Annotated in this window: 27 protein-coding genes and 1 riboswitch; of the genes, 16 read left to right on the plus strand and 11 right to left on the minus strand. The window is 60.6% G+C overall.

What is annotated here, in order from left to right; genetic code table 11:
- Positions 1-50 precede the first annotated feature (50 nt).
- Positions 51-284, plus strand: a riboswitch (cobalamin riboswitch).
- A gap of 197 nt (positions 285-481) precedes the next feature.
- From cobM to cobA, 13 genes are read left to right on the plus strand one after another with little or no spacing between them, the layout of a single operon-like run.
- Positions 482-1336 carry a precorrin-4 C(11)-methyltransferase gene (gene cobM / locus AC097N_RS16740; RefSeq protein WP_479582996.1) on the plus strand — a complete coding sequence of 285 codons (855 nt, stop codon included), beginning with the start codon at positions 482-484 and terminating at the stop codon, positions 1334-1336.
- Positions 1333-2220: a sirohydrochlorin chelatase gene (locus AC097N_RS16745; protein WP_479582998.1), complete on the plus strand. Its 888-nt coding sequence runs from the start codon at positions 1333-1335 to the stop codon at positions 2218-2220. The genes cobM and AC097N_RS16745 overlap by 4 nt, the downstream gene beginning before the upstream one ends.
- Positions 2217-2915 carry a precorrin-8X methylmutase gene (locus tag AC097N_RS16750; RefSeq protein WP_479583003.1) on the plus strand — a complete coding sequence of 233 codons (699 nt, stop codon included), beginning with the start codon at positions 2217-2219 and terminating at the stop codon, positions 2913-2915. Before AC097N_RS16745 ends, AC097N_RS16750 begins: the two co-directional genes overlap by 4 nt.
- Positions 2912-4009 carry a cobalt-precorrin-5B (C(1))-methyltransferase gene (locus tag AC097N_RS16755; RefSeq protein ID WP_479583005.1) on the plus strand — a complete coding sequence of 366 codons (1098 nt, stop codon included), beginning with the start codon at positions 2912-2914 and terminating at the stop codon, positions 4007-4009. The genes AC097N_RS16750 and AC097N_RS16755 overlap by 4 nt, the downstream gene beginning before the upstream one ends.
- Positions 4006-5343, plus strand: coding sequence for a precorrin-6y C5,15-methyltransferase (decarboxylating) subunit CbiE (gene cbiE / locus AC097N_RS16760; RefSeq protein ID WP_479583007.1), 1338 nt, complete (start codon positions 4006-4008; stop codon positions 5341-5343). Before AC097N_RS16755 ends, cbiE begins: the two co-directional genes overlap by 4 nt.
- Positions 5336-6157: a precorrin-2 C(20)-methyltransferase gene (cobI, locus tag AC097N_RS16765; protein ID WP_479583009.1), complete on the plus strand. Its 822-nt coding sequence runs from the start codon at positions 5336-5338 to the stop codon at positions 6155-6157. Before cbiE ends, cobI begins: the two co-directional genes overlap by 8 nt.
- Positions 6154-6897, plus strand: coding sequence for a cobalamin biosynthesis central domain-containing protein (locus AC097N_RS16770; RefSeq protein WP_479583011.1), 744 nt, complete (start codon positions 6154-6156; stop codon positions 6895-6897). The genes cobI and AC097N_RS16770 overlap by 4 nt, the downstream gene beginning before the upstream one ends.
- Positions 6894-7331 (plus strand): cobalamin biosynthesis protein, encoded by a 438-nt coding sequence (locus AC097N_RS16775; RefSeq protein WP_479583014.1) that lies wholly within the window; start codon positions 6894-6896, stop codon positions 7329-7331. Before AC097N_RS16770 ends, AC097N_RS16775 begins: the two co-directional genes overlap by 4 nt.
- Before the next feature lie 12 nt (positions 7332-7343).
- Complete coding sequence (locus tag AC097N_RS16780; RefSeq protein ID WP_479583017.1) at positions 7344-7535, plus strand: CbtB domain-containing protein; 192 nt, start codon at positions 7344-7346, stop codon at positions 7533-7535.
- A 28-nt stretch (positions 7536-7563) separates the two neighbouring features.
- The gene (locus AC097N_RS16785; RefSeq protein ID WP_479583021.1) at positions 7564-8397 is read left to right on the plus strand and encodes a CbtA family protein; all 834 of its coding nucleotides are present in this window, start codon (positions 7564-7566) and stop codon (positions 8395-8397) included.
- Positions 8394-9374 (plus strand): precorrin-3B C(17)-methyltransferase, encoded by a 981-nt coding sequence (gene cobJ / locus AC097N_RS16790; RefSeq protein WP_479583023.1) that lies wholly within the window; start codon positions 8394-8396, stop codon positions 9372-9374. Before AC097N_RS16785 ends, cobJ begins: the two co-directional genes overlap by 4 nt.
- Positions 9371-9721, plus strand: a complete 351-nt coding sequence (locus AC097N_RS16795) for a (2Fe-2S) ferredoxin domain-containing protein (protein WP_479583025.1) — start codon at positions 9371-9373, stop codon at positions 9719-9721. The genes cobJ and AC097N_RS16795 overlap by 4 nt, the downstream gene beginning before the upstream one ends.
- A complete protein-coding gene (gene cobA / locus AC097N_RS16800; protein ID WP_479583027.1) occupies positions 9711-10505 on the plus strand; it encodes a uroporphyrinogen-III C-methyltransferase in 795 nt (264 codons plus the stop codon). Before AC097N_RS16795 ends, cobA begins: the two co-directional genes overlap by 11 nt.
- Before the next feature lie 14 nt (positions 10506-10519).
- On the opposite strand, the gene AC097N_RS16805 is transcribed toward cobA, so the two are convergent.
- Genes AC097N_RS16805 through hutC form a run of 6 tightly spaced genes read right to left on the minus strand, consistent with a single transcriptional unit; the run spans position 10520 to position 16476 of the window.
- Entirely contained in the window at positions 10520-11758 is a 1239-nt protein-coding gene (locus AC097N_RS16805) for an MFS transporter (RefSeq protein WP_479583029.1), read from the minus strand.
- Between the two features lie 31 nt (positions 11759-11789).
- A complete protein-coding gene (locus tag AC097N_RS16810) occupies positions 11790-13211 on the minus strand; it encodes a formimidoylglutamate deiminase (RefSeq protein ID WP_479583031.1) in 1422 nt (473 codons plus the stop codon).
- Positions 13201-14001: an N-formylglutamate deformylase gene (gene hutG / locus AC097N_RS16815; protein WP_479583033.1), complete on the minus strand. Its 801-nt coding sequence runs from the start codon at positions 13999-14001 to the stop codon at positions 13201-13203. Before hutG ends, AC097N_RS16810 begins: the two co-directional genes overlap by 11 nt.
- On the minus strand, positions 13998-15212 hold the full coding sequence (hutI, locus tag AC097N_RS16820) for an imidazolonepropionase (RefSeq protein ID WP_479583036.1): 1215 nt from the start codon (positions 15210-15212) through the stop codon (positions 13998-14000). The genes hutG and hutI overlap by 4 nt, the downstream gene beginning before the upstream one ends.
- On the minus strand, positions 15209-15769 hold the full coding sequence (locus tag AC097N_RS16825) for a HutD/Ves family protein (protein ID WP_479583039.1): 561 nt from the start codon (positions 15767-15769) through the stop codon (positions 15209-15211). Before AC097N_RS16825 ends, hutI begins: the two co-directional genes overlap by 4 nt.
- Positions 15766-16476: a histidine utilization repressor gene (gene hutC, locus AC097N_RS16830; protein WP_479583041.1), complete on the minus strand. Its 711-nt coding sequence runs from the start codon at positions 16474-16476 to the stop codon at positions 15766-15768. The genes AC097N_RS16825 and hutC overlap by 4 nt, the downstream gene beginning before the upstream one ends.
- A gap of 89 nt (positions 16477-16565) precedes the next feature.
- Here hutC and hutU point away from each other — a divergent pair, with 89 nt between their 5' ends.
- Together hutU and hutH are read left to right on the plus strand one after the other, a co-directional pair.
- Positions 16566-18269: a urocanate hydratase gene (hutU, locus tag AC097N_RS16835; protein ID WP_479583043.1), complete on the plus strand. Its 1704-nt coding sequence runs from the start codon at positions 16566-16568 to the stop codon at positions 18267-18269.
- Positions 18266-19834, plus strand: coding sequence for a histidine ammonia-lyase (gene hutH / locus AC097N_RS16840; RefSeq protein ID WP_479583046.1), 1569 nt, complete (start codon positions 18266-18268; stop codon positions 19832-19834). The genes hutU and hutH overlap by 4 nt, the downstream gene beginning before the upstream one ends.
- A 19-nt stretch (positions 19835-19853) precedes the next feature.
- Here the strand turns inward: hutH and AC097N_RS16845 are convergent, their stop codons facing one another.
- From AC097N_RS16845 to cadR, 4 genes are all read right to left on the minus strand, one after another.
- On the minus strand, positions 19854-20255 hold the full coding sequence (locus AC097N_RS16845; protein WP_479583048.1) for a phage holin family protein: 402 nt from the start codon (positions 20253-20255) through the stop codon (positions 19854-19856).
- Entirely contained in the window at positions 20240-20467 is a 228-nt protein-coding gene (locus AC097N_RS16850; protein WP_479583050.1) for a hypothetical protein, read from the minus strand. Before AC097N_RS16850 ends, AC097N_RS16845 begins: the two co-directional genes overlap by 16 nt.
- A 98-nt stretch (positions 20468-20565) precedes the next feature.
- Positions 20566-20706: a hypothetical protein gene (locus tag AC097N_RS16855; RefSeq protein WP_479583052.1), complete on the minus strand. Its 141-nt coding sequence runs from the start codon at positions 20704-20706 to the stop codon at positions 20566-20568.
- A 168-nt stretch (positions 20707-20874) separates the two neighbouring features.
- The gene (gene cadR / locus AC097N_RS16860; RefSeq protein WP_479583054.1) at positions 20875-21306 is read right to left on the minus strand and encodes a Cd(II)/Pb(II)-responsive transcriptional regulator; all 432 of its coding nucleotides are present in this window, start codon (positions 21304-21306) and stop codon (positions 20875-20877) included.
- A 75-nt stretch (positions 21307-21381) separates the two neighbouring features.
- Between cadR and AC097N_RS16865 the strand changes: the two genes are divergently transcribed.
- Positions 21382-23670: a heavy metal translocating P-type ATPase gene (locus AC097N_RS16865; protein WP_479583057.1), complete on the plus strand. Its 2289-nt coding sequence runs from the start codon at positions 21382-21384 to the stop codon at positions 23668-23670.
- A gap of 38 nt (positions 23671-23708) precedes the next feature.
- On the opposite strand, the gene AC097N_RS16870 is transcribed toward AC097N_RS16865, so the two are convergent.
- Positions 23709-24647 (minus strand): L,D-transpeptidase family protein, encoded by a 939-nt coding sequence (locus tag AC097N_RS16870; RefSeq protein ID WP_479583060.1) that lies wholly within the window; start codon positions 24645-24647, stop codon positions 23709-23711.
- Between the last annotated feature and the right edge of the window lie 181 nt (positions 24648-24828).

The following is a 24828-nucleotide window of genomic DNA, read 5'->3' on the forward strand; positions in this document are numbered from 1 at the left end:
GACGACCGGCAAGTCACATCACATTCTGACCATCCCAATTTCACTGCTACACTTTCAGCACGTTATCAGGTGTCTTGCAGGCTTGGGTCTGCAGGATTAAACGGGAAGTCGGTGCGCAGAGGTTTGTCATGAACCCCCGCAATGCCGACGCTGCCCTCGCAACGGTAAACGAGTCAAAGCCAGACCAATCACCACTGTGCACATGCATGGGAAGGTGGTCTAGCAAAGGAGCTGACGCTTCTTAACTCGTGAGCCCGGAGACCGGCCTGGTTTTTTGAGCGTGATCTTGCGATGGGCAAGGGTCAGCGGGCCATGTTTTACAGCGTTCTCTCGGGCATTGATGTCCTAGACCTGCGTTGTTTCGAAACTTTGGCTCTCTTCCCTGTTCCCCTTCCTTTCGCAAGCTCACGCCTGTTGTTCAGTCACGCGATGGGCGTGGAAGGGATGCGATGTTGAATCAACGCTTGAAAGTGTTGGGCCCATGAGCACGGGCACCGTTTGGTTTGTGGGTGCAGGCCCAGGCGACCCCGACCTGATCACGGTCAAGGGACGTGACCTGATTGCGCGCGCTGGCGCTATTTTGTTCGCAGGCTCCCTCGTGAACGCCGCGGCTACGCGCTGGGCACCCCAAGGGTGCACCATTGCGGACTCCAAGGACATGACGCTGGAGCAAATGGCCGCCTGGTTGATTGCGCAAGCCCGCCTGCACGACACGGTGATCCGCTTGCAAACGGGGGACCCAACCCTGTATGGCGCCCTGATTGAGGTGGTGCAACCGCTGGATGCTGCATGTGTGCCGATACAGGTGGTACCGGGTGTGTCTTCGGCCATGGCTTCAGCCGCAGCCGCCGTTGAAAGCCTGACCCTGCCCGAAGTCACACAAACCATGATCTTCACCCGGGTAGAAGGCCGCACGCCCATGCCCGAGGGCGAATCACTGGAGGCCCTCGCGGCACACCACAGCACGCTGTGCATTTTTCTGAGCATCACGCTGCTGGGCCGCGTAACCCAAGCCCTGACCGCCGCAGGATGGGCCAATGACGCGCCGATGGTGGTGGTGCACAAGGCAAGTTGGCCAGGCGAAGAGAAAATTATTCGAGGCACCGTGGCCACGATCCAAGCTTTGTGTCGCGAGGCCAAGATCGTCAGCCAGTCCATGATCATCGCCAGCCCGACGCTGGGTGCCCGCCACTGGGCAACGCTGGCCAAGTCCAAGCTGTACGACTCCAGCTTTACCCACCGGTTTCGCCATGCAAGCGCGGTCCCTGCGGAGGACGCCCACCCTTACTCGCCCTATTCACCTCTCACTCCCACCGAAATCTCGGAGATACCATGACAACAGACACCATTCTTCTTGTGGGCCACGGCTCACGCGAAAAATCAGGCAACGATGAGATTGAAGCATTCGCACAGCAGTGGCGCCTGCGCCAGCCGAACTGGCGCATTGAAATCTGCTTCATCGAATTTTCAGAAACCACCATGAGCGAAGGCCTGCGCCGGGCCGCCACGGACGCACAACGGGTGATGGTGGTACCACTGATTCTGAACGCGGCAGGGCATGTCAAGATGGACATCCCCCAAGCCATTGACGGTGCGCGGCTCAAGTTTCCGGGCGTGCAGTTTGTGTACGCACCGCACCTCACCGCCTGTGATCACATTCTCTCGATTGTCAAACGTCGTCTCAAAGGAGCCATGCAGGCGCTCGACATGCCAGACCCCACGACCACCGGCATTGTCCTTTTGGGACGTGGTTCATCTGACCGGCAGGCCAATGGTGAGATGGCCAAAATGGCCCGCTGGGTGATGGAAGAGACGGACCACGAACTGGTGGATCTGGCCTTCACAGGCATCACCTACCCCCGCCTCGAAAAAGCAGTTCAACGGCAAAGCCTGTTGGGCATGACGCAAGTCGTGGTGTTGCCCTACTACCTTTTCAATGGAACCCTGGTTGAGCGCATCACCAAGCAGGTGGCCAACCTCCAGATGCAGTACCCCACGATACGATTCACCTCGACAACGTATTTTGGCTTTGAACGCGAAATTTTCGAACTGCTGGAAGAGCGCGTCAATGACCTGAAACACGGCGCGCCGGAATCACGCATGCCATGCGATGGCTGCAAATACCGCGAATTTGGCGTTGAGCACGGCATGGGCGGTCACCACCATGACGATGCCCTGCCGCACCACCACGATCACGATCACGCGCACGCGCAGTCATGAGTACTCCTGGCAACACCTCCAATGTGATTACCGAGCAGCTCACAGCCGCCGGGCGGGCGATTGAGCATGACTCCTTTGCGGTGATTGACCGCGAGGTTGCCGCGCATGCGTACACATCAGAACAGTGGCCCATCGTGCGCCGAATGATTCACGCCAATGCGGATTTCGACTTCAATGGCCTGACCGACTTTCACCCGCAGGCGGTCGCGGCAGGCGTGGCGGCGGTCCTGTCACGCAGCACGCGCGTGGTGGCCGATGTAGAGATGATTTGTGTAGGCCTGTCTGCACCACGCCTGGGTCATTTCGGCATGGGCACGCATCAGTTCATCTCGGATTCAGATGTGATTGAACTTGCCAAGATGGAAGGAACAACCCGTGCCGTGCAAGCCATGCGCAAGGCGCATCGGCACAGGTTGATTGATGGCGCCATTGTCGGCATCGGAAATGCACCCACAGCCCTGATTGAGTTGGTTCGCCTGATTCACGAAGAAGGCGCCCTCCCCGCACTGGTCGTGGGCATGCCGGTGGGGTTTGTGTCAGCGGCGGAATCCAAAGACTTGATGGCGCTTGAATATGCCGTCCCCTGGATCGTGATTCGAGGACGCAAGGGCGGCTCCACCCTGGTGGTCGCCGCGATTCACGCCCTGCTCGGCCTGGCTGAAGCACAAGCGTTACAAAAGCCGGTTGCCGCATGATGCACAAAGACGCGGCTCGCGGTACCCGCACCGGATTTACGACCGGTGCGTGTTCGGCTGCGGCGGCGCGTGCGGCGACTCTGGGCTTGGTCACCAGGCAGGTTCCGGACAACATCGAATGCAGGCTTCCCAACGGGGACCTGGTGAGTTTTAAGGTACTTGACGGTGCCGTCCATGGCGACACCGCGCACGCCATGGTCATCAAAGATGCCGGCGACGACCCCGATTGCACCGACAAGGCACACCTCACGGCCGACGTCACCCTGCTGCGCAACTCGCCCGGCCAAGTGTTTCTGTCAGGTGGCTTTGGCGTGGGAACCGTGACCATGCCGGGCTTGGGGCTGACAGTAGGAGGCCCTGCCATCAACCCGGTGCCGCGTCGCAACATCACAGCCAACGTGCAGGAAGCCGCAGGCGAACTGCTTGGAGAGTGCGGGTTTGAAGTCTGTATTTCGGTTCCCCAAGGCGTGGAAATGGCCCAAAAGACCCTGAATGCCCGCTTGGGCATTCTCGGGGGCATCTCCATCCTCGGCACCACAGGCATCGTCAAACCTTACTCCACGGCGGCCTATCGCGCCAGTGTGGTGCAAGGTGTACAAGTGGCCGGGACGTTGGGGCATGGCGTCGTGGTGCTGACCACGGGAGGACGCACCGAAAAATTTGTCATGGAAGAAATGCCTCACCTGCCGGAACCGGCTTTCGTGCAAATGGGTGATTTTTTGCGCTATGCCATGGGCGCTGCGGTCAAGGCGGGCTTGAAACAGGTAGTGATTGGCGGCATGGTCGGCAAGCTCACCAAAATTGCCCAAGGCGAAACCATCACCCACGCCGGACGTGCCGAGGTCGATACCGGCCTGCTTGCCGACATTGCCACCAGCCTGGGTGCACCTCCAGAAGTGTGTAACGCCATTCGCCAGAATGAAACCGCGCGCTACGCAGGCGAACGCATGGATGCGCTCGGCCTCGGTACCGCATTTCACACGGCATTGGCACAGCGGGTGATCCAAACCCTGCGCACCCGTTACCCCGATCAATTTGAATTGAAAGTGCTGGTCTGTGACTTTGATGGTCACAAGATAGCGGAGGCCTCTTGAGTTCTGACGTCACCCACCCCATCACGAAGTGCCACATCATTGGCGTCCTGGACGACGGCGCAGCCAGTCTGGGCCACGGCGCCCTGGCCCACCTGCAACAGGCGCAACTTGTCATTGGCGGTACCCGCACCCTGCAATTATTTGCCGGGTATATCAATCCAGCGGCGCAACAGCGGGATCTGTCAGGCGCACTCTCACAAGTGCCGCAATGGATCCGGGACGCCCAGACAGCCGGTCAACGAGTCGTGGTGTTGGCCACAGGTGATCCTTTGTGCCACGGCATTGCGGCGTATCTCGCCTCTCGCCTGTGCATCGAGGCACTGAATGTGCTGCCCAACGTGTCCACCCTTCAGCTCGCTTGCGCGCGCCTGTGCTTGCCCTGGCAGGAGATGAAATTTTCATCGGTCCATAGCAAGGACGCTGGCGACTGGATCGAAGGCTCGGAACCTGGCCACGGCCTGTACGCCTTGCTTCGCGATATTCGCCAGCATGACCGCCTGGCCATTCTGACCAGCCCCGGCAACACCCCTGACCGCATCGCCCGCATGCTGGTCACGGAGGGCTTGGCAGACGACTTCGAAATGGCGGTGGCCGAGCGGCTGTGCCAGCCCGAGGAGCGAATCGTCAGCGGCATGGCAATCACTGCCGCAGCACAGATGCCTTTTACCGATCCGAACGTGGTGCTGCTTTGGCGAACCACACTGCGGACACCGCCCGTTCTATTGGGCTTGCCAGACGCAAGCTACCAACAGCGTTACCCGGAAAAAGGACTTATCACCAAGAATGAGGTTCGGGTGGTATCACTGGCGCGCATGCAGCTTCGCGTCACCAGCGTGGTGTGGGACATCGGTGCGGGCTCGGGTTCAGTCGGCCTGGAGGCCGCACGCCTTTGCAGCCAGGGGCACATATACGCCATTGAAAAAAACGCAGACGACAGCGCCATTGTGCGCAGCAACCGAAAGAGCCTCGGCATCAGCAACCACACCCTCGTGCAGGGCAAGGCCCCTGATGGCCTGCAACAGTGGCCGGATCCTGATGCCGTGTTTATCGGCGGCTCTGGCGGTGAACTGGCAGAGCTGATCAGGCTGATCATGGCGCGCATCAAACCCTCCGGTTGGCTCGTGATGAACTTCGTCACACTGGAAAACCTGGGCGTAGCGGTGGACACCCTGAAAGCACTTGGCTTTGCCTGGGACGTGCTGCAGCTGCAAGCCTCCCGCAGCAAGCCCATTCTGCACATGAACCGCATGGCCGCTGAAAACCCGGTGTGGCTGGTGTGCGCTCAGAAAATATCGCTGCCAAAAACAGGCAAGGTGGAGCAAGCTGATGACTGACCTTCAACAAGCTACTCCGGTTGTTGCGCCCGGCCGCCTGTTTGGCGTGTCTTTGGGGCCCGGCGACCCGGGCCTGATCACCCGCCGTGCCTGGGCCTTGCTCGAACGCACCGACACGGTCTGGACCTACCCCGTGCGCAGCCTGCGCAAGGAAAGCTATGCGCTGGACATCGCATTGCGGGGCGGGCTGGTGCTGCCCGTCCAGCATCAGTCACTGCTGTTCCCGATGACACACGATACCGAAAAACTCGCACGGCACTGGCTCAAAGCCGCCGAGACCGTCAAGACCCTACTGGCCAATGGGCAGGATGTTCTGTTTCTGGTCGAGGGAGACGCATCCACTTACGCCAGCTTTTGCTACCTGGCGCGGGTGCTGCGGGAACTTGATGCGAACGCCAACATTGACATCGTGCCTGGCGTCACCTCCTTCAACGCCGCCTGCGCCAGACTGCAGATGCCGCTTTCCGAGCAGGACGACACCATTGCCATCGTGCCCGCGGCCTACGGCATTGCAGCCGTTGAAAAGATGCTCGAAGACTTCGACACCCTGGTGCTGATGAAGGTCAAGCCCCTGCTCGACGATCTGATCGACCTGCTGGAGCGGCGTGGCTTGTTGCAACACAGCCGCTTTATTGAAAAAGCCGGTTCGCCAGTGGAGCGCATCGTCACCAACGTGGCCGAGTTGAAGGGCACCAAGGTCAACTATTTATCCCTGCTGCTGGTGAAAAACCCAGGCCGCGTGCGTGGCGAGGTGCAGCGCGGTTGCCGCAAGAAAACATCTACCGAAATTGAAGAAGAGGAAACTCCCGCATGAGCACAGTCACACGTGTCGTTTTAGTCGCCATCACCAAGCACGGTGCCCAGCAAACCGCCGATCTGGCCCGCCAGATGCCCGAAGCCAGCGTTTGCGTGGCCGACAAATTTGCGCCGCTGATGGCCGGCTTGATCAACCCCGTGCGGGCCTACAGCGGCCCGTTCCGTGACGAGATCGCCGCGCTGTTTGCCGACTTTGACCAGGTGGTGTTTTTCGTGTCGCTGGGGGCTGTCGTGCGGCTGATCGCCCCCCACCTGAAAAGCAAGGACGAAGACCCTGGCGTGCTGGTAGTGGACGATGCCGCGCAATTCGTCATTCCCGTTCTATCAGGCCATGTGGGCGGCGCCAATGCGATGGCCGAGGCGGTCGCCGCCTTGTTGGGCGCAACGCCCGTGTTAACGACCGCGTCTGACGTAGGAAAAACCATACCGGTTGACATCCTGGGCCGCGAGCTGGGCTGGAAGGTGGAGGCCCCAAAAATCAACATCACCCGCGTGTCCGCGCATGTGGTCAATGGCGAGCCGATTGCCGTGGTGCAAGAGGCAGGCAGTCCCCACTGGTGGACTCGGCCCACGCCGCTACCCGCCAGCATCCACAAGTTTGAGCGCCTGGCCGATGTGGATCTGGCACGCTTCAAAGCGATTCTATGGATCACCCACGCGGAGGTGACAGACACGCACTGGGCCGAGCTGCATGAGCGCCTGGTGGTCTACCGCCCACCGGTGGAGCAGGCGGTATGAACGTGGCAGTTGGGCTGGGTTGTGACCGCGGCACGCCGCTGGCCACACTGCAATACGCGCTGCAAGCCGCTTTGGCACGGGCCGGAGCTCTGGCCTCGCAGGTGGTGGCTGCCGCGAGCATCACGCTCAAGGCAGATGAAGTGGGCCTGCTGGAGTTGGCCTCAGAGCAAAGCTGGACCATTGCGTTTTACACACCAGACCAACTCGCCGAGGTGGCTGTGCCCAATCCATCAGAGACGGTGCGCCAATACACCGGCACACCCTCAGTCAGCGAGGCTGCGGCCCTGCTGGCTGGCGCTGGGGTGCTGGGTCGTGCACAGGCCTTGCCCATGACCGCCTTGCTGGTCGAAAAATTCAAACACCGTGGTGCCGATGGGCGCAACGCCACGGTTTCCATAGCCCGATGCGACAGTATTCTTTTTTCTCAACCTTGAATGGAGCACACCATGAACCCGTCCACCACGACCACCTTTCCCCTCGACCAGCGCATGAGCGTGACACGAAGCCTGCTATTGCAACTGGCGGCAGGCGCTGCGCTGAGTCTGCTCGTCCTTTACGGCGTGGCGTTTGCGGAGAGTCCCCTGGCACACAACGCTGCGCATGACGTGCGCCACGTGACAGTCAAGCCGTGCCACTGATCACTCACCACCACACCGGGAGATACCCATGATTTTTCAACGATTGATTTGGGCTGCCTTGGCAGCTGCCTTGCTGGTTGGCAGCGTGCAGTCGGGCGTGCAGCAGCTGCAGGCCGTGCCCATCATCCTGGCGGCCGAGGTGTTTGAGAGCCAGAAGGTGGAGACACCGGCGCCGGTGAATGCGCCTGCCATGGCTGCCATGCATACGCATGCGGACGGTGCTGCGCACGACCATGGCACCGCCCCTAAAGCCGAAGAATGGTCTCCTGCCGATGGCGCAGAGCGCCTGTTCTGGACCTGGGTGGCCAATGTGTTGCACGCGTTCAGCATGGCGCTGCTGGTGTTTGCGGCAATGGGGGTCAGCCTGTGGCGTGGTACCGCACTGCGCTCATTGCCTTTGGCTTCCTGGGTGGCTGCGGCAGGCTGGCTGACCTTCCATTTTTGGCCTTCACTGGGTCTGCACGCCGAGATTCCTGGCATGGATGCCGCCCGGCTGGGCTCGCGCCAGGGTTGGTGGGTGCTGGCTGCAGGCAGTGCGGCACTGGCTTGTGTGTCACTGGCGCTGGTGCGCAGTCACCTGCGTTGGGCCGCGGCAGCAGCCTGGCTCGCGCTGCCCTATGTGGTGGGCGCTCCGCACATCGTGGTCGATCCCCTGGCCGGCTTCAGTGGTGAAGCCCAAGTGTTTTTGCGTCAGTTGGGCATCCAGTTCATCTGGGCGACGACCTGGGTGTCCTTGTCGTTCTGGGTGAGCCTGGGTGTCGTGACTGGTCTGACATTTCAGCGCTGGCTGCGCCCCGCCGTGGTGGCCATGCTGGAGCGCTCGGGCGCCACCACCCCCCATACCGTGAAAGCCTCTCAATGAGCGATATCAAAGGCAAGATCATGCTGGTGGGCATTGGCCCCGGCAGTCATGACCACATGACGCAACGCGCGCGAGACGCCATTGCCGAAGCCGATGTAGTGGTCGGCTACGTCACCTATATCAAATTGGTGGCTGACTTGCTCGAAGGCAAGGAAGTCATCCGCAAGGGCATGACCGAAGAACTCGACCGTGCCGTGCATGCACTGGCCAGCGCCCGCGAAGGAAAAAAGGTAGCGTTGATTTCCAGCGGCGATGCCGGGGTATATGGCATGGCCGGCCCCACCTACGAAGTACTGTTCCAGGCGGGCTGGACACCGGAGTCGGATGTACAGGTGGAAGTCGTTCCGGGCGCGTCCGCCATCAACGCCTGTGCGGCGCTGGTGGGGGCGCCTCTCACGCATGACTTTTGCTCCATCTCGTTGTCAGACCTGCTAACGCCCTGGCCCATCATTGCCCGCCGTCTGGACGCGGTGGCGGCCGCTGACTTTGTGGTGGCGCTGTACAACCCAAAAAGTGGTCGCCGCACGCAACAAATCGTAGAAGCACAACGCTTGTTTTTACGCCATCGCCGGCCCGATACCCCCGTGGCGGTGGTCAAGTCGGCCTATCGACGCCGCGAGCGTATTGAGTTCACCACGCTGGATCACATGAGCGAATGCGACATCGGCATGCTGACCACTGTGCTGATTGGCAACAGCAACACGTTCGTGCGCCATGGCTTGATGGTCACACCACGCGGCTACGCCAACAAATACGAACTGCATGGTGATGGCAGCACACGTGAAGGAGAAAAAGCGGGACGATCGCTGTCAACTGGCCTGCTCGGCTGGATGGAAAACCTGCGCATTGACCACGCAGAAGGTGCCACTGTTGCCGCATTGGCCCGCCAACACAAGCTGCCAGTGGACTACATCGAAGCCGTGCTATCAGACACCAGCGAACCAATGGTGAGCACCCCCGAGGAATCCGAGGTATGAACGATGTGGTTAAGCCAAAAATCGGTGCCTACAAACGTCACCTGCTGATCTGCACCGGTCCGCGCTGTACGCAGGATGGAGCGTCGCAGGCACTGTTTGACAGCCTAGGCGACAAGTTCAAGACTGCGGGCCTGCACGATGGCGACACGCGCGTCAAGCGCAGCCGGGTCAGTTGTTTTGCGGCCTGCAAAGGTGGCCCGGTGATGTGTGTGCAACCTGATGGTGTCTGGTACTACAACGTCACTCCTGCCAACATGGATCGAATTGTTGAAGAACACCTGGTCAATGGCCGGGTGGTCGAAGAGCTTGTTTTTCACCGCGGGCCGGGGAACTGTGATGACGAATGAACACACCCCGCGTATCGGCATGGTGTACCTGGTGGGCGCAGGACCGGGGGCGGTGGACCTCTTGACCATGCGTGCCATCCACCGGATTCAACTCGCCCAAGTCGTGGTGCACGACCGCTTGGTCGGGGAGGACATCATGGCGCTCGTACCCGCCCATGCCCAACGCATTTACGTCGGCAAGGCAGCAGGCAACCATGCGGTGGCCCAAAATAACATTCACACCATTCTGGTGGAACATGCACGCGCTGGCAGGACCGTGGTCAGGCTCAAAGGGGGTGACCCCTTTGTGTTCGGCCGCGGTGGTGAAGAAGTTCAGGCGCTGCAGGCCGCCGGTATTCCACACGAAGTGATTCCAGGCATCACGGCAGCCAGCGGCTGCTCCATGGCAGCAGGCATACCGCTCACCCACCGCGATATGGCCAGCAGCTGCGTATTCCTGTCAGGCCACCTGGCCAATGAGGACGACGAACCCGACTGGCATGCCCTGGCGCAACCGCGGCAAACCCGCGTTTTTTACATGGGGGTGGAGCGCCTCGCGCTGATTGCGCAACGCCTTATCGCGCACGGCCTGCCACCCGACACACCCGCGGCCATCGTTCAGGATGGCACACGGAGCAGCCAGGTGGTCATTGCCACCGGACTGCAGCAATTGGTACAAAAAGCGCCAGGGTATGGGCCCCGACCTGGACTCCTCATCGTTGGGGAGACCGTGGCCATGAGCCCCCACTACCGAGCCCATCCCACCCCACGCACCACCACACTAGACGCCTCCACGCCCATTTAGAGAGCCTGGTTGGATCAGCGCATGCTGGCAGTTATTGTCGAGGCGTTTTTACTGCGTTTTCCAACGCCCAATGCGGCCACCACACTGAGTGACAAAACCACTGCGGCGCCCATCAGGGTCGCACCATACCAGCCCCGGTCCATGAAGGCACCAAAGAGAATGGGCGACAGGGCAAAACCAACATCCAGCCCCGAATACACCATGCCATAGACCCGGCCTGTCGCCCCTTTGGGAGTGGCCTTCTTGATCATCATGTCACGCGAAGGCCCGCCAATGCCCACCGCAAACCCAGTGCCCGCCAACACGACCATCGTGCCCATGGCACCGAAAATCCCGGTCCCGCACACAGCGAGCAACACAGCGGCAACACCCATGGCCAACGCCACCACACGGTCGCTGTTGGCGGTGCGTCCAGCAATAAAGCCACCGACAAACATGCCCAATGCACCGCACAGCATGTAAGCCGTCAGCGTTAACGTGGCAGCTTCAAAACTCACGCCATGCATGGCCTTGAGAATGGACACTGAAAAACTCTGCACCACGGCCAACGTCATGGTGGAGAGCAAAAAGAAGCCGAAGCACCACCACACCACAGGAAGCTTCATGAACGCCATGTCATGCTCGGCAGGCCCCTCTGAAGGATGCACCACCACCTGGGTACTGAGCTTGTCGCGCTGCACCAGCAGCAAGACCAGGATACCGGCATACATGGCCGCCGCTGCGAGGTAAGCGGTGCGCCAGCTGTAGAGGCTACTCAGGGTCGCAAAGAACAGCGGCGCCGCGGCCCAGCCCAGGTTACCGGTCAGCCCATGCGCACTGAAGGCATAGCCCAGGCGGGGTGCCGAGACCCGCTGGTTGAGAATCGTGAAGTCCACCGGGTGAAACGTGGCGTTGCCCAAGCCCGCCAGAGCGGCCACCAGCACCAGTCCCGTGTAACCCGTGACCAGGGAAGCCGCCAGGCAGGCCGCTACAAAAATCCCCATCGCCACAAACAGCAGCGGCCGCGCACCTACCCGATCCACCACAAAACCGGCAGATGCCTGCCCCAGCCCCGAGACCACAAAAAACGTGGTCATCAGCAAGCCCAATTCGGAGTAGCTCAGGCCAAACTCCTTCATGAACACCGGGAACATGAGAGGTAGCAACAAGTGCGCAAAGTGTGAACTGGCGTGGGCCAAACCCACCAGGCCGATGATGGTGGCATCCTGTTTCAGAGGCACGGGTAATGGAGCGTGGAGTGTGGCGGTAGTCATGCCCTCTATGTTAATCACTGAGAGGGGCGCTTCATGCCCACAGTGCTTTCATGGTCTGCACAAAGTCTTGCGCCAGTTGCGGCCACACATCCGTATCAGCATGGCAGCCGCAGGCCCGTCCCTCGGCCACCACTTGTTGACCAGCCACATAAACCTGGCTGAACCGGGCATCGGGGCTGGAAAATACAAGGGCATCAAGCACATTCTCAATAGGAACGCCCAGCAGCGCTGAAGACTGCAGGTCAAGCACCACAAAGTCAGCCCGGTGGCCCTGAGTAATGGCCCCCAGAGGGAGCGATGTTGCGCACGTCCCACCCGCCAGCGCCCCCTCCAGCAGTGCCGCAGCACAACTTTCGCCCGGACCCAATTGCGCCGCCACGTTGCGCTTTTGCTGCGTCAGGCGCTGCGAATACTCAAGCAGGCGAAGCTCTTCGGTCCAGCTGCGGGTCACGTGGCTATCGGACCCGATGGACCAACGGCCACGCAAGTGGGCGAAGCCGCCATAGTCAAACACACCGTCTCCCAGGTTGGCTTCGGTGCTGGGACAAATGACAATGGCTGCGCCGCTGCCGGCCACTGATTGCAGCTCAGGCAACGTGGTGTGGGTCGCGTGCACCAGGTTCCAACGGTCGCCCACCGGTTGGTTGGCCATCAACCATTCAATGGGACGCTGGCCGGTATGGGCGATGCAATCCTGCACCTCTTGCGTCTGCTCCGCCATGTGGATGTGGACCGGCAGCCCGCCCCTGGCGGCAAACGCGGCTACTTCACCCAGGGCCGGGCTGTCGGCCGCACGCAGCGAGTGCACGGCAAGACCCACGTTGACGCGAGCCAGCACCGCCGTCTGGCGTTGCACACCCTCCACAAGACGCATGACGCTGTCCGCCGTAGACGCGAAGCGCCGCTGATCTTCGCGCAGGCCCACCGCGCCAAAGCCGGAACGCATGTACAGCGCGGGCAGCAGCGTTAACCCCATCCCCACCCGCTGCGCCGCACGCACGAGTGCCAGCGACATCTCCAAGGGGTCCGCGTAGGGGCGACCATCGACCGCGTTGTGCAGGTAGTGAAACTCGCACACCTGCGTGTAGCCGCCCGCCAGCAGTTCGGCATACAGCAGCGTGGCGATGCTTTCCAGCTGGCGGGGCGTGACGCGCAAGGCCACCGAGTACATGCGGTCACGCCAACTCCAGAAGTCATCACCGCCCGCGCCGCCCTCCCCACGCCGCTCGGTCAGGCCGGCAATGGCACGCTGAAAGGCGTGGCTGTGGGCGTTCACCACGCCAGGTAGCACCGGACCGGAGAGCCATTGGGCGTCCCTCCGATCTGCGGCGGGCGCGTCAGTCTGAATGCCGCACCACGCGCCGTTGGCGTCCACGGTCAAGAGCACATCGCGAACCCAGGCGCCCTGCACCCAGGCTTGGGACGCGAAGAATCGGGTCAATTTAACGGCCATACAACGCTCCACAGGTGGTCAGGGCTTGGGTCATCAGGGCCTTGAGCAAGGGTTGGATCTGCCCGGCCTGATGGGCGTCATAGTCATACGGCGCGGCTTCGCGCATGTAAAGCGACTGGCACATCTCCATCTGCACGGCATGCACCTTGTGTTGGGGGTCACCGTAGTGCCGGGTAATAAAGCCGCCTTTGAAGCGACCATTGACGACATGGCTCACCGTACCCGCGCGAACGCAAGCCTGGTCAAGCGCCGCGGCAATCGCCGGGTCCGCACTGGTGCCGCTGGCCGTGCCGATGTTCAGGCCCGGCAAGGTGCCGTCAAACAGCCAGGGAATCTGGGAACGGATGCTGTGCGCATCCCACAGCAGGGCAAAGCCGTGAAGGGCTGTGATGCGTTGCAACTCCGCCGCCAATGCCGTGTGATAGGGCTCCCAATACAGCTCACGGCGTCGGTTCCGCTCGTCTGGCGCGGGCGCGCAACCCGGCTTGTAGAGTGCATCGCCCGTGAAAAACCGGGTCGGGCACAGTTCGGTGTTGGCCGCACCGGGGTACATGGGCGCGTCGTCCGGCGGGCGGTTCAGGTCGATGACATAACGGGACATCTGCGGCAGCAAGACACTGGCGCCGAGTTCGGGCAGAAAGTCATGAAGGCGGTCCAGGTGCCAGTCGGTGTCTTCCAGCGCCAGGGCGCGCGGCACATAGGCATCCTGCAAGGCCAGTGGAATGTCAGTGCCGATGTGGGGCATGCTGACCAACAGGGCGGACGTACCGCGATGCAAGGTGTAGCTCATCGCGGCTCGCCGTGGAAGATGGTTTGAATACAGGGGTTGGCCCCCAGGGCATAACTGAGTTGGGCTGGGCGCTGCACATCCCACAGCACAAAATCCGCCCGCTTGCCTGGCGCCAGCACCCCCCTGTCCTGCAGACCCAGCGCCAGTGCGGCGTGGCGGGTGACCCCGGCCAGCGCCTCCTCAGGCGTCAAGCGGAACAGGGTGCAGGCCATGTTGAGCATCAACAACAGCGAGGTGCAGGGAGAGGTGCCAGGATTGCAGTCGGTGGCAATCGCCATGGGCACCCCGTGCTGGCGCAGCAGGGCCACTGGCGGCAGCTTGGTTTCACGTAGAAAGTAAAACGCACCCGGCAGCAAAACCGCCACACTGCCCGCCGCCGCCATCGCGCGAGCACCCTCTTCTGACAACCACTCCAGGTGGTCGCAACTCAGGGCGCCAAAGCTGGCCGCCAACTGGGCGCCGCCACTGTCACTGAGCTGTTCGGCGTGCAGCTTGACCGGCAAGCCCAGGTGCCGGGCCGCTTCAAACACACGGGCCGTCTGTGCCGGGCTGAACGCAATGCGCTCACAAAACGCATCCACGGCGTCCACCAGTCCGTCGGCGTGCAGCAGGGACAACATGCGCAGCACTTCGTCCAGGTACTCGTCCCTGCGCCCTGCAAATTCAGGCGGCAAGGCATGCGCGCCCAGAAACGTGGTGCGCACGTCCACCGCATTCATGTGCCCCAGCGTGCGGGCCACCTGCAGCGTCTTGCGCTCATGGGCCAGCGCCAGGCCATAACCGGACTTGATTTCCAGCGTGGTCACGCCCTCCTCCAGCAAGTGCTTCAGGCGCACCTGGCTTTGCGCCAGCAGCTCATCAGACGTGGCACTGCGAGTAGCTTGCACGGTGGAGGCAATGCCGCCGCCCTGGCGCGCGATGTCTTCATAAGACGCACCATTCAAGCGCATCTCGAACTCATGGGCGCGGTCACCGCCGTAGACCAGATGGGTGTGGCAATCGATCAGCCCCGGCGTAATCAACGCGCCGCCTGCCTCGTTGACTTGCCCGCAACGCGCCAGCAGCTCCTGCGGCAATTGGTCTCGCGGGCCCACCCAATGCACTTGTCCACCGGCCACCACCAGCGCCGCGTCGTCAATCAAACCGTAAGGTTGCGGCGCGTCGGCTTGCAGGGTCGCCACGCGGCAATGGGTCCAGAGTTTCAGGCTCATAGTTCAATCTCCATCCATAAGGCGTGGGCAGCGCTGACCTGTACCTCGGCCCCGGCGGGCAGCGACTGCCAGGCCAGGCATTGGGCAGGAATCAGCAGGGTTTTATGATCAAAACGAACGCTAGCCCAGGTACCACCTGCGTATATAGCTATCATTTTAGGAGCATCAAGACTGAAGCTGACGTCTCCTTCAATTCGCATCATCTGCGCTGAAGCCCGGTCGCAACGCACCATCAGGTTGAAGTCCTGGGTCGCGCCACCCAGCAACTGGCAGCCCACCGGGGTGGCACCGTCAAAACAAAAGGGGGGGCTTGAAGGCGTCAACTCATGCACCTGCTGCGCCAGCGTCAGTCGGACCCCCTCGCCGTCCAGGACGGCAAACCAGCGCTGTACGCCTTCAAAGCCTGAAAACGGTCCATTGCGGGTCACGTCCGCCACCGACAGGCGCCAGATCCAGTTCTGGGCGGAGGGCCAGGCCACCAGTTCGCGGGTAACACCACCGCCGTTTTTCCAGGGCGTAGGCGCCACATCCGCCAGGTGAACGATGGGCCAGTTCACAGTTGAAAATTGCCGTTGAAGCTGTAACGCATGCCGGGGTACACCAGGCGCGCCAAGCTGGCCACATGGGGGCCACTCACCGTGCTGCGGATCATCACCAGGCAGGGTTCGCCCCGTTTGATGCCAAGGTGTCTGGCCTCTTCCGCGCTCGCCAAAGCCGCCTCAATCGAATAACTCGCCTCGGTCAGCGGCGCGTGCTCCAGCAGGTAATGCGTGGGCGTGGTGGCCGTGAAGTCCACCGCCAGATAGCCCGGAGCCGAGGCAGGGTTCACATGGCGGTCTTCAAGCTGGATCGCCACACCATCCTCAAAATGAACGAGCACGGAATGAAACACTTTGGCACCGGTGCGCAGGTTCAACACCTTGGCCAAGGCGGCGTCGGCCTTGATCGACTCCACCGTCAACACCTTCGTGGTGTGGACGTGCCCGCGCTCCAGAATTTCCTCATGAATATCGCGAATGGCCAGTGTGCTGGAGATGCGGTGCAACTGCGCCACCACCGTGCCCGAACCCTGCACCCGGGTCACCACGCCTTCTACCGCCAACTCTTTCACCGCCCGGTTCACGGTCATGCGGCTGATGCCGAACTGCTGCTGCAACGCCGCCTCGCTGGGCACGGCATCACCGGGGCGCCAGACGCCGCTGTTGATCTGGGCCTTGACGAAGGCTTTGACCTGCTCATAGGCAGGAAGTTGGGTAGTGGTCATGCTGTGCCTCAGGGTTTTCCCGCTATTGTATAAGTTGTATAGACAACTAAACTATCCAGACAAACCCTTAACCCTCACAGAGTTCAACCATGTCCGATCTCTCCCAACGCCCCTTTGCCAACAGCCAGGCCCGCCCGGTGCGCGCGCCCCGTGGCTCCGAACTGACCTGCGCCAACTGGCAAATCGAAGCGGCCTACCGCATGCTGCAAAACAACCTTGACCCCGAGGTGGCCGAAAACCCCGACGCGCTGGTGGTGTACGGCGGCATTGGCAAGGCTGCGCGCAACTGGCCGTGCTTTGACGGCATTCTGGACAGCTTGCGCAACCTGAAAGCGGACGAAACCCTGCTGGTGCAATCCGGCAAACCCGTGGGTGTGTTTCGCACCCACACCAACGCGCCCCGCGTGCTGATTGCCAACTCCAACCTCGTGCCCAAGTGGGCGACCTGGGAGCACTTCAACACGCTGGACCGTGCCGGGCTCATGATGTACGGCCAGATGACCGCCGGCAGCTGGATCTACATCGGCTCACAAGGCATTGTTCAAGGCACCTATGAGACTTTTGTGGAAGCTGGGCGCCAGCACTTCGGCGGTAGCCTGGCCGGGCGCTGGGTACTGACGGCAGGACTGGGTGGCATGGGCGGCGCACAGCCGCTGGCCGCCACGTTTGCCGGGGCCTGTTCACTCAACATCGAGTGCCAGCAAACGAGCATCGACTTCCGCCTGCGCACCAGCTATGTGGACAAACAAGTCGCCACCCTGAATGAGGCACTGCAAATGATCCAGCACCATACCGCCCGTGGCGAGGCGGTCTCCATCGCGCTGTGCGCCAACGCGGCCGATGTAGTGCCCGAACTGGTACGCCGGGCCAAGGCGGGCGGACTGCGCCCCGACATCGTGACCGACCAAACCTCGGCGCACGACATCATCAACGGTTACCTGCCTTCGGGCTGGACCGTGGCGCAATGGAAGGCCGCGCAAAAGGACGCATCCCAACACGCCGCACTGACCCAGGCCGCAGGCGAATCCTGCGCCGTGCATGTACAAGCCATGCTCGACTTCCACGCCATGGGCATTCCCACAGTGGACTACGGCAACAACCTGCGCCAGGTCGCCAAAGACTTTGGCGTGGCGAATGCGTTTGACTACCCCGGCTTTGTGCCCGCCTATGTGCGCCCGTTGTTTTGCCGCGGTGTGGGGCCCTTCCGGTGGGTCGCGCTGAGCGGTGACCCGGAAGACATCCGTAAGACCGATGCGAAGATGAAAGAGCTTTTTCCCCACAATGCAGGCCTGCACCGCTGGCTGGACATGGCGCAGGAGCGCATCGCGTTTCAGGGTCTGCCTGCCCGCATCTGCTGGATCGGCCTGGGCGAGCGGCATCTGGCGGGCCTGGCCTTTAACGAGATGGTGCGCACGGGCGAGCTCAAAGCGCCCATTGTGATCGGCCGCGACCACCTGGACAGCGGCTCGGTGGCATCCCCCAACCGCGAGACCGAAACCATGAAAGACGGCAGCGACGCCGTGAGCGACTGGCCGCTCTTGAACGCCCTGCTCAACACCGCCAGTGGCGCCACCTGGGTCAGCCTGCACCACGGCGGGGGTGTCGGCATGGGTTACTCACAGCACGCCGGTGTCGTGATCGTGGCCGACGGAACACCGGAAGCGACCGAGCGCTTAGGACGTGTGCTGTGGAACGACCCCGCCACCGGCGTCATGCGCCATGCCGACGCCGGCTATGACATTGCAGAAAACTGCGCCAAAGAACACGGCATGAACCTGCCCATGAAAGCGTGAATACCATGACCCCCACCTCAACCACCCTGCTCATTCAGCCCGGTCAGCTCACCCTGGAACAACTGCAAACCATTCACGCCGGTGTGGTGCAACTCACCTTGCCCGCATCGTGCCGCGTCATCATCCGTGCCAGCCAACAGGTGGTACAGCGCGCCGCGGATGGTGACGTGCCGGTCTATGGCGTGAACACCGGCTTTGGCAAACTGGCCAACCAGCGCATCAGCAAGGCACAGCTGGACACCCTGCAACTCAACCTGATTCGCTCCCACAGTGTGGGCGTGGGCGAACCGCTGGCGCCTGAAATCATGCGACTCATGATGGCCACAAAGGCCGCCAGCCTGGCGCGTGGCTACTCCGGCGTGCGCGAAGTGGTGATCGACACCCTGCTGGCCGTGCACAACGCCGGACTGGTGCCCTATGTGCCATCACAGGGTTCAGTCGGTGCCTCGGGCGACCTGGCCCCCCTGGCCCACATGACACTGGCCCTGATTGGCGAAGGCGACATGCTGCAGGACGGCCAGCGCGTGCCCGCCGCTCTGGCGCTGCAGCAAGCCGGCATCACACCGCTGCAGCTGGGCGCCAAAGAAGGCCTGGCGCTGATCAACGGCACACAAACCTCGACGGCACTCGCACTGCACGCCCTGCTCAGTTTCGAGCCCGTGCTGGAAGCGGCCCTCGTGATTGGTGCCCTGACGATTGACGCGGCCCGCGGCAGTGATGGCCCGTTTGATCCCCGCATCCACGCCCTGCGCGGGCAGCCAGGCCAAATGGACGTGGCGCAGTATTACCGTGAACTGCTCAAAGGCAGCGCCATCCGCAACTCCCACCTGGACGGCGATGACCGCGTGCAAGACCCCTACTGCCTGCGCTGCCAGCCCCAGGTAGTAGGCGCCTGTCTGGACCAGCTCCGCCACGGCGCCCTGGTGCTGGTACGCGAAGCCAATGCAGTGACCGACAACCCACTGGTATTTGCCGAAGATGGCGCCATGCTTTCGGGCGGCAATTTCCACGCCGAACCCGTGGCGCTGGCTGCCGACGGCATGGCTCTGGCCATTGCTGAAGTGGGTGCCATTGCCGAACGCCGTATTGCCATGCTGATTGACAGCAGCGTGTCACGCCTGCCGCCTTTCCTCACCGCCGATGCCGGCCTGAACAGCGGCTTCATGATTGCGCATGTCACCGCTGCGGCCCTCGCCTCAGAGAACAAATCATTGGCCCACCCCGCCAGCGTGGACAGCCTGCCCACCAGCGCAAACCAGGAAGACCATGTGTCCATGGCCACGTTTGCAGCGCGACGCCTGCAGGCCATGATCAGCAACACGGCGAATATTTTGGGGATAGAACTGCTGGCGGCCGCCCAGGGCATCGAGTTTTTGCGCCCCCTGCAAAGCTCGCCTTCGCTGGAGGAGGTGCATGCACTGCTGCGGCAAACGGTGCCGCAGATGGCGCAAGACCGTTACCTCGCCCCGGACATGGAACGCGCCACCCACCTGGTGCGCAATGGGTCGCTGAGTAAGATTTTGCGCAATCTCTCCAACCTGCCAAAACTGTGGATTCCTGCCTGAGCTTATTTCTACGATCGCCTCACAGCCACATGCCGCTGTGAGGCATCTGGAGGGTGTGCGACGCGCTTCCAGGCAGAACGAATGAACCAAGCAAAAAGCTGAGCACGGTGATGAAGATGCTGGCAAAAAACGCTGTCCAAAAACTGGAGACCTTGAACCCGCTGACCAGCGAAGAGACCAGCAGAATCATCAATGCGTTGATCACCAGCAGGAACAAGCCGAAGGTCAAAAACGTCAACGGGAGTGTGAGCACGATGAGCAGGGGCTTCACGATCGCGTTGGCAAAACCCAGCAACAGCGCCGAGACGATCAGCGATCCGGTGTCAACAAACTTGATGCCACGAAAAACATGACTGGCCACCCAAAGCGACACGGCCGTGATACCCCAATGCAGGAGGAATGGAGTCAGATCGTCGAACATGTCAGAGGGCCTTGTGGATACGTTGATTGAACATCAACCAGAATCATACTGTGCCAATCATGGATAGCCGTCATGCGCAGGTCTGGGGATCTGGCCAACTGCGGCACCACGATTTGCAATGTCAGTTCTTGCCACAAGACTGAAACGGCGATGCACACGCCGCCGTAGGCCGCATACACACATCCAACGGGATGAGGAGACAGTGTCAGCAACTATACGAACAAGGTCAAACTCAATGCAGCAAGAAACCTGCAGCCATTAAACCAGTGGCAAACCAGAAAGATGTGTTGGCGGGCTCTCCAAACACTGTTCATGCCAGCATCTTTCGGTACATGCAATAGATGAACTGCTGGTCTGTACCAAAGGGCGTGTGGTGCAACTGCTCTTTGTGGGTCAGCATGGTGAACGCCTCGCCGAATTTGGCGTGCAACTCGTCGGGTGCGTAGCGCATGACCGGCAGACCACTGCACTGCGCCGGGCCATTCGCGCCAAAGGTTGCCTTGATGACGTGCCCACCAGATCGGCATCAGGCTGAAACCAGCTCACGCCATCCGATGCCTTGGTGGAATAGACTTTTTCCCAGTGATCTTTGCTGTGCATAAAAAGCACCTTCAAATCTTCAACCCAAATGGGTATGGCGCTCTGGCTTCTGTGCGGTTTCCATCGCCGCCAACCCTTGCAAGATGCCACAGGCGTCGACCGCCTGCTCGGTTCGACATCGCTGCCGTAGGGCATTCAATTGCAGCTTGAGCTGGGCCAACTCCTGAATGCGCTCTTCCACATGGGCAATGTGTTCATCGAAAACGGCATTGACAGCACCGCAGCCCTCGGCGGGCTGGTCGGCCAACTTGAGCAAGGTGTGAATTTCTTCGTGGCTCATATCCAAGGCACGGCAGTTGCGAATGAAGCGCAATCGTTCCAGATGTTCAGGCCCGTACACCCGGAAATTACCCGGCGTGCGCGCGGGTTCAGGCAGCAAGCCTTCCTTCTCGTAATAACGCACCGTCTCAACCGTGCATTGCGCCACGTTCGCCAATTCACCTATTTTCATGAAAACTCCCAAAACCTGTTGACTCTATAGTAACTTCAGGTTGTTTAATTTGCTGAACACTCCTGGAAATACCTGATGTCAGCAAAGAAAAACCACGATTCCCACAGCCATGGTCACCGCCATGAAGAAGGACACGCTCATACGCATGAACATGGTGGTCAAGCTTGTGGCTCCTCACCCCTGGCATCCGTCTCTGCTGAGATTCCCGACTGTTGCGGTGCAGGGACCGTTAAGTCCCTGGCCAAACCCAGTGCGCCAGTGTCCACAGCCAAAGGGTTACAAACGCCCATTCGGATCATGCAGATGGATTGCCCTACCGAGGAAGCTCTTTTACGCGGCAAGTTGGGCAGCATGGCGGGTGTGGCTGGCATGGAGTTCAATCTGATTCAGCGCGTGCTGACCGTCACACACGAGCCTGCCGCCATTGAGCCGATCCTGGAAGCGATCCGCTCACTGGGCTTCACCCCAGAGATATCCGACGGTACATCTACCTCCTCCGAACCCACGCCAGAGCCTGTAAAGCCCTTGTGGCCGCTTGCATTGGCCGGTATTGCAGCCATCGCTTCAGAGGCCGTGCAATGGGCGGGGATGCCGGGCTGGGTGGCAGCTGTCCTTGCCGTGATCGCCGTATTCGGCAGTGGCCTCACCACTTACAAGAAGGGGTGGATTGCCATCAGCAACGGCAACCTCAATATCAATGCGCTGATGAGCATCGCCGTCACCGGTGCATTGCTGATTGGTCAATGGCCTGAAGCGGCGATGGTGATGGTGCTGTTCACGATTGCGGAGCTGATTGAAGCCAAATCACTGGACCGTGCCCGCCATGCCATCAAAGGGCTGCTGCAAATGACGCCGGACCGTGCCACGCTGTTGCAAGGCGATGGCACCTGGGCAGAGGTAACCGCAAAGTCTGTTGTATTGGGCGCACGGGTTCGCGTCAAGCCTGGTGAGCGCATTGCTTTGGATGGAAAAATAGCCAAAGGGAGCACCACTATCAACCAGGCCCCCATCACTGGCGAAAGCATGCCGATTGAGAAAACAGAAGGCGATACGGTCTTTGCAGGCACGATCAACGAGTCTGGTTCTTTTGAATACCTGGTGACCGCAGCAGCGGGTGACAGCACCTTGGCACGAATCATTCATGCAGTGGAAGAAGCACAAGGATCACGGGCACCGACCCAAAGATTTGTCGATCAATTTGCTCGCGTTTACACCCCGGTTGTTTTTGCGATTGCTCTGGCCGTCGCCATCATCCCTCCCCTGTTACTGGGCGGCGACTGGTCCGCTTGGATCTACAAAGCGCTGGTCCTGCTGGTTATTGCCTGTCCGTGTGCGCTCGTTATCTCCACGCCTGTGACCATCGTCAGTGGATTGGCCGCAGCCGCTCGCAGAGGTATTCTGATCAAGGGCGGCGTGTACCTGGAAAAGGCCCACCAAATCAAGGCGATTGCCCTGGACAAGACAGGCACCATCACCGAAGGGAAACCCAAACTGGTCGCCACGGAATTCGTGGTGTCAACAGTACCAGAGTGGCAAATTCTGCGATGGGCAGCCGACATGACAGACCATTCAGACCATCCCGTCTCCAAGGCCATCGCCCAAAGCCTTGACCCAGGCAGCAGCCAGCTTGAAGAATTTACAGCACTGCCTGGTCGAGGCGTTCAGGCACGTGTTGATGGACAAATGCTGGTACTGGGCAATCACCGGCTCATCGAGGAGCGAGGGTTGTGCAGCCCAGCCATCGAAGCCATTTTGGCGGCACAAGAAGTCTTGGGACGTACGGTCACCATGCTGGCCTCCAGTACCCAGGTGCTGGTAATTTTTGCTGTTGCGGACACCATCAAAGAAAGCTCTCGCGAGGCGCTCATTGAGTTGAAGCGTCTGGGTGTGGCCACGGTGATGCTGACGGGTGACAACACCGCGACTGCGCAGACCATTGCCAAACAGGCGGGGATTGACGATGCCCGTGGCAACCTGCTACCAGAAGAAAAACTTGCGGCTATCGAGAACTTGCAAAGCAAGTATGGTGTTTGCGCGATGGTTGGGGATGGCATCAATGACGCACCTGCGCTTGCGCGTGCGGATATCGGTATTGCCATGGGTGCGGCAGGAACAGACATTGCCATGGAGGCGGCGGACATCGTCATCATGAATGATGACTTGCGGCGCATCCCGGAGGCTATTGAGTTGTCGCGCAAAACCCAATCAGTGCTTTACCAGAACATCGCCCTGGCCCTGGGCATCAAAGCGGTATTCCTGGTCCTGGCGGTTTCTGACGGCGCTTCCATGTGGATGGCGGTGTTCGCCGATATGGGGGCCAGCCTGCTGGTAGTTGGCAATGGTTTGCGCTTGTTGAAAAAGTGAAGCATGCAAATCGCCCGCCTGACAAAAAGCACCCACCACTATCCGACCACACCTTCATAAATTATTTTCCAGACGTTGTTTCGCCTCTGCCAATACTGGCGCATGGTGCGCCCAGTCTTGTCGCCCACAATGACTTCACCAAAGGTGGCGACCATGGTGTCTGCTTCGTCCGTCCAACGGATCAATGACACGTCATTGAGCTGCACTGGCCGGTCACCTAGTTTGGCTATTTCGGTTTTCAGGCTCAGGCTGAATTGGTTTAAGTCTTTGCCGTCCGCATTGAAATCGTTGGCGTAAAACTTCACCAATGCGCTCTCTCCGCCTTTTTTCTTGGCTTGCACCCAGGTTTGCAGCGTGTCCGTGAAGGCCGTCTTGTCGCTATTGACGTGGGTCGGGCGAAGCCATTGAAAGTTCTTTCCGATGAGCACCGGGGTGGTGCGAATCTCCACCGTTTTGATAATTCGGGTCAGGTCGGGATTGGCCACAGCCACACAACCATCGGTCGCCTGGGGCGCCCTGGTAAATTGGTTCGAAGGCGTTCCATGCAGCCAGATGCCACTGCCAGTTTTTCCCCGGCGCAAGTCAAGAACATTGGGGTAGTTCACGGGCAGAGCGCCTGACCCATAGAGATCTTTCAGACTCTTGGGGTCGAGGTTGCTGGTGATGAAGTACACCCCCAAAGGGGTGCGCTGATCGCCCTCCACATTTTTTCCAACGCCAGCTTTACCCACAGAGATGTAGTAGTCGGCGATCAGTCGTGTGCCCGCTGCGCTGTTTTCGAAAAGATAAAGGCGTGCTTTGGCCGTGTCTACTGCAATGGCATGCTTGTTACGCTTGGATAGAGCAACAAACTGCGAAGGAATGGCATCCTGGGGCGGAGGTTGTTTGATCGCTGCGATGCGCAGTTGCGACTCCGCTCGCAATGCCTGCAGATTTTGCAGTCCCGCTTGTGCAACATCCGGCGGTACATCGCCCATAGTCTGGACCGGTCTTGCCAACGCAGACAATAAATCCCCGTAGACAAGCTGCGCCAGTTGAAAGTTAGGGCTACGCTGAACAAGTGCCGTCAAAACGCCAGCCGAGGCTGATGACAGTGCGATTTCTTGAAAACGAAGCGTCAATCGCCCTATTTTGTGGCCCCTGGGGCCTGTTGTCAGG

It is taken from the genome of Rhodoferax sp. LS1R11 (assembly GCF_056521395.1).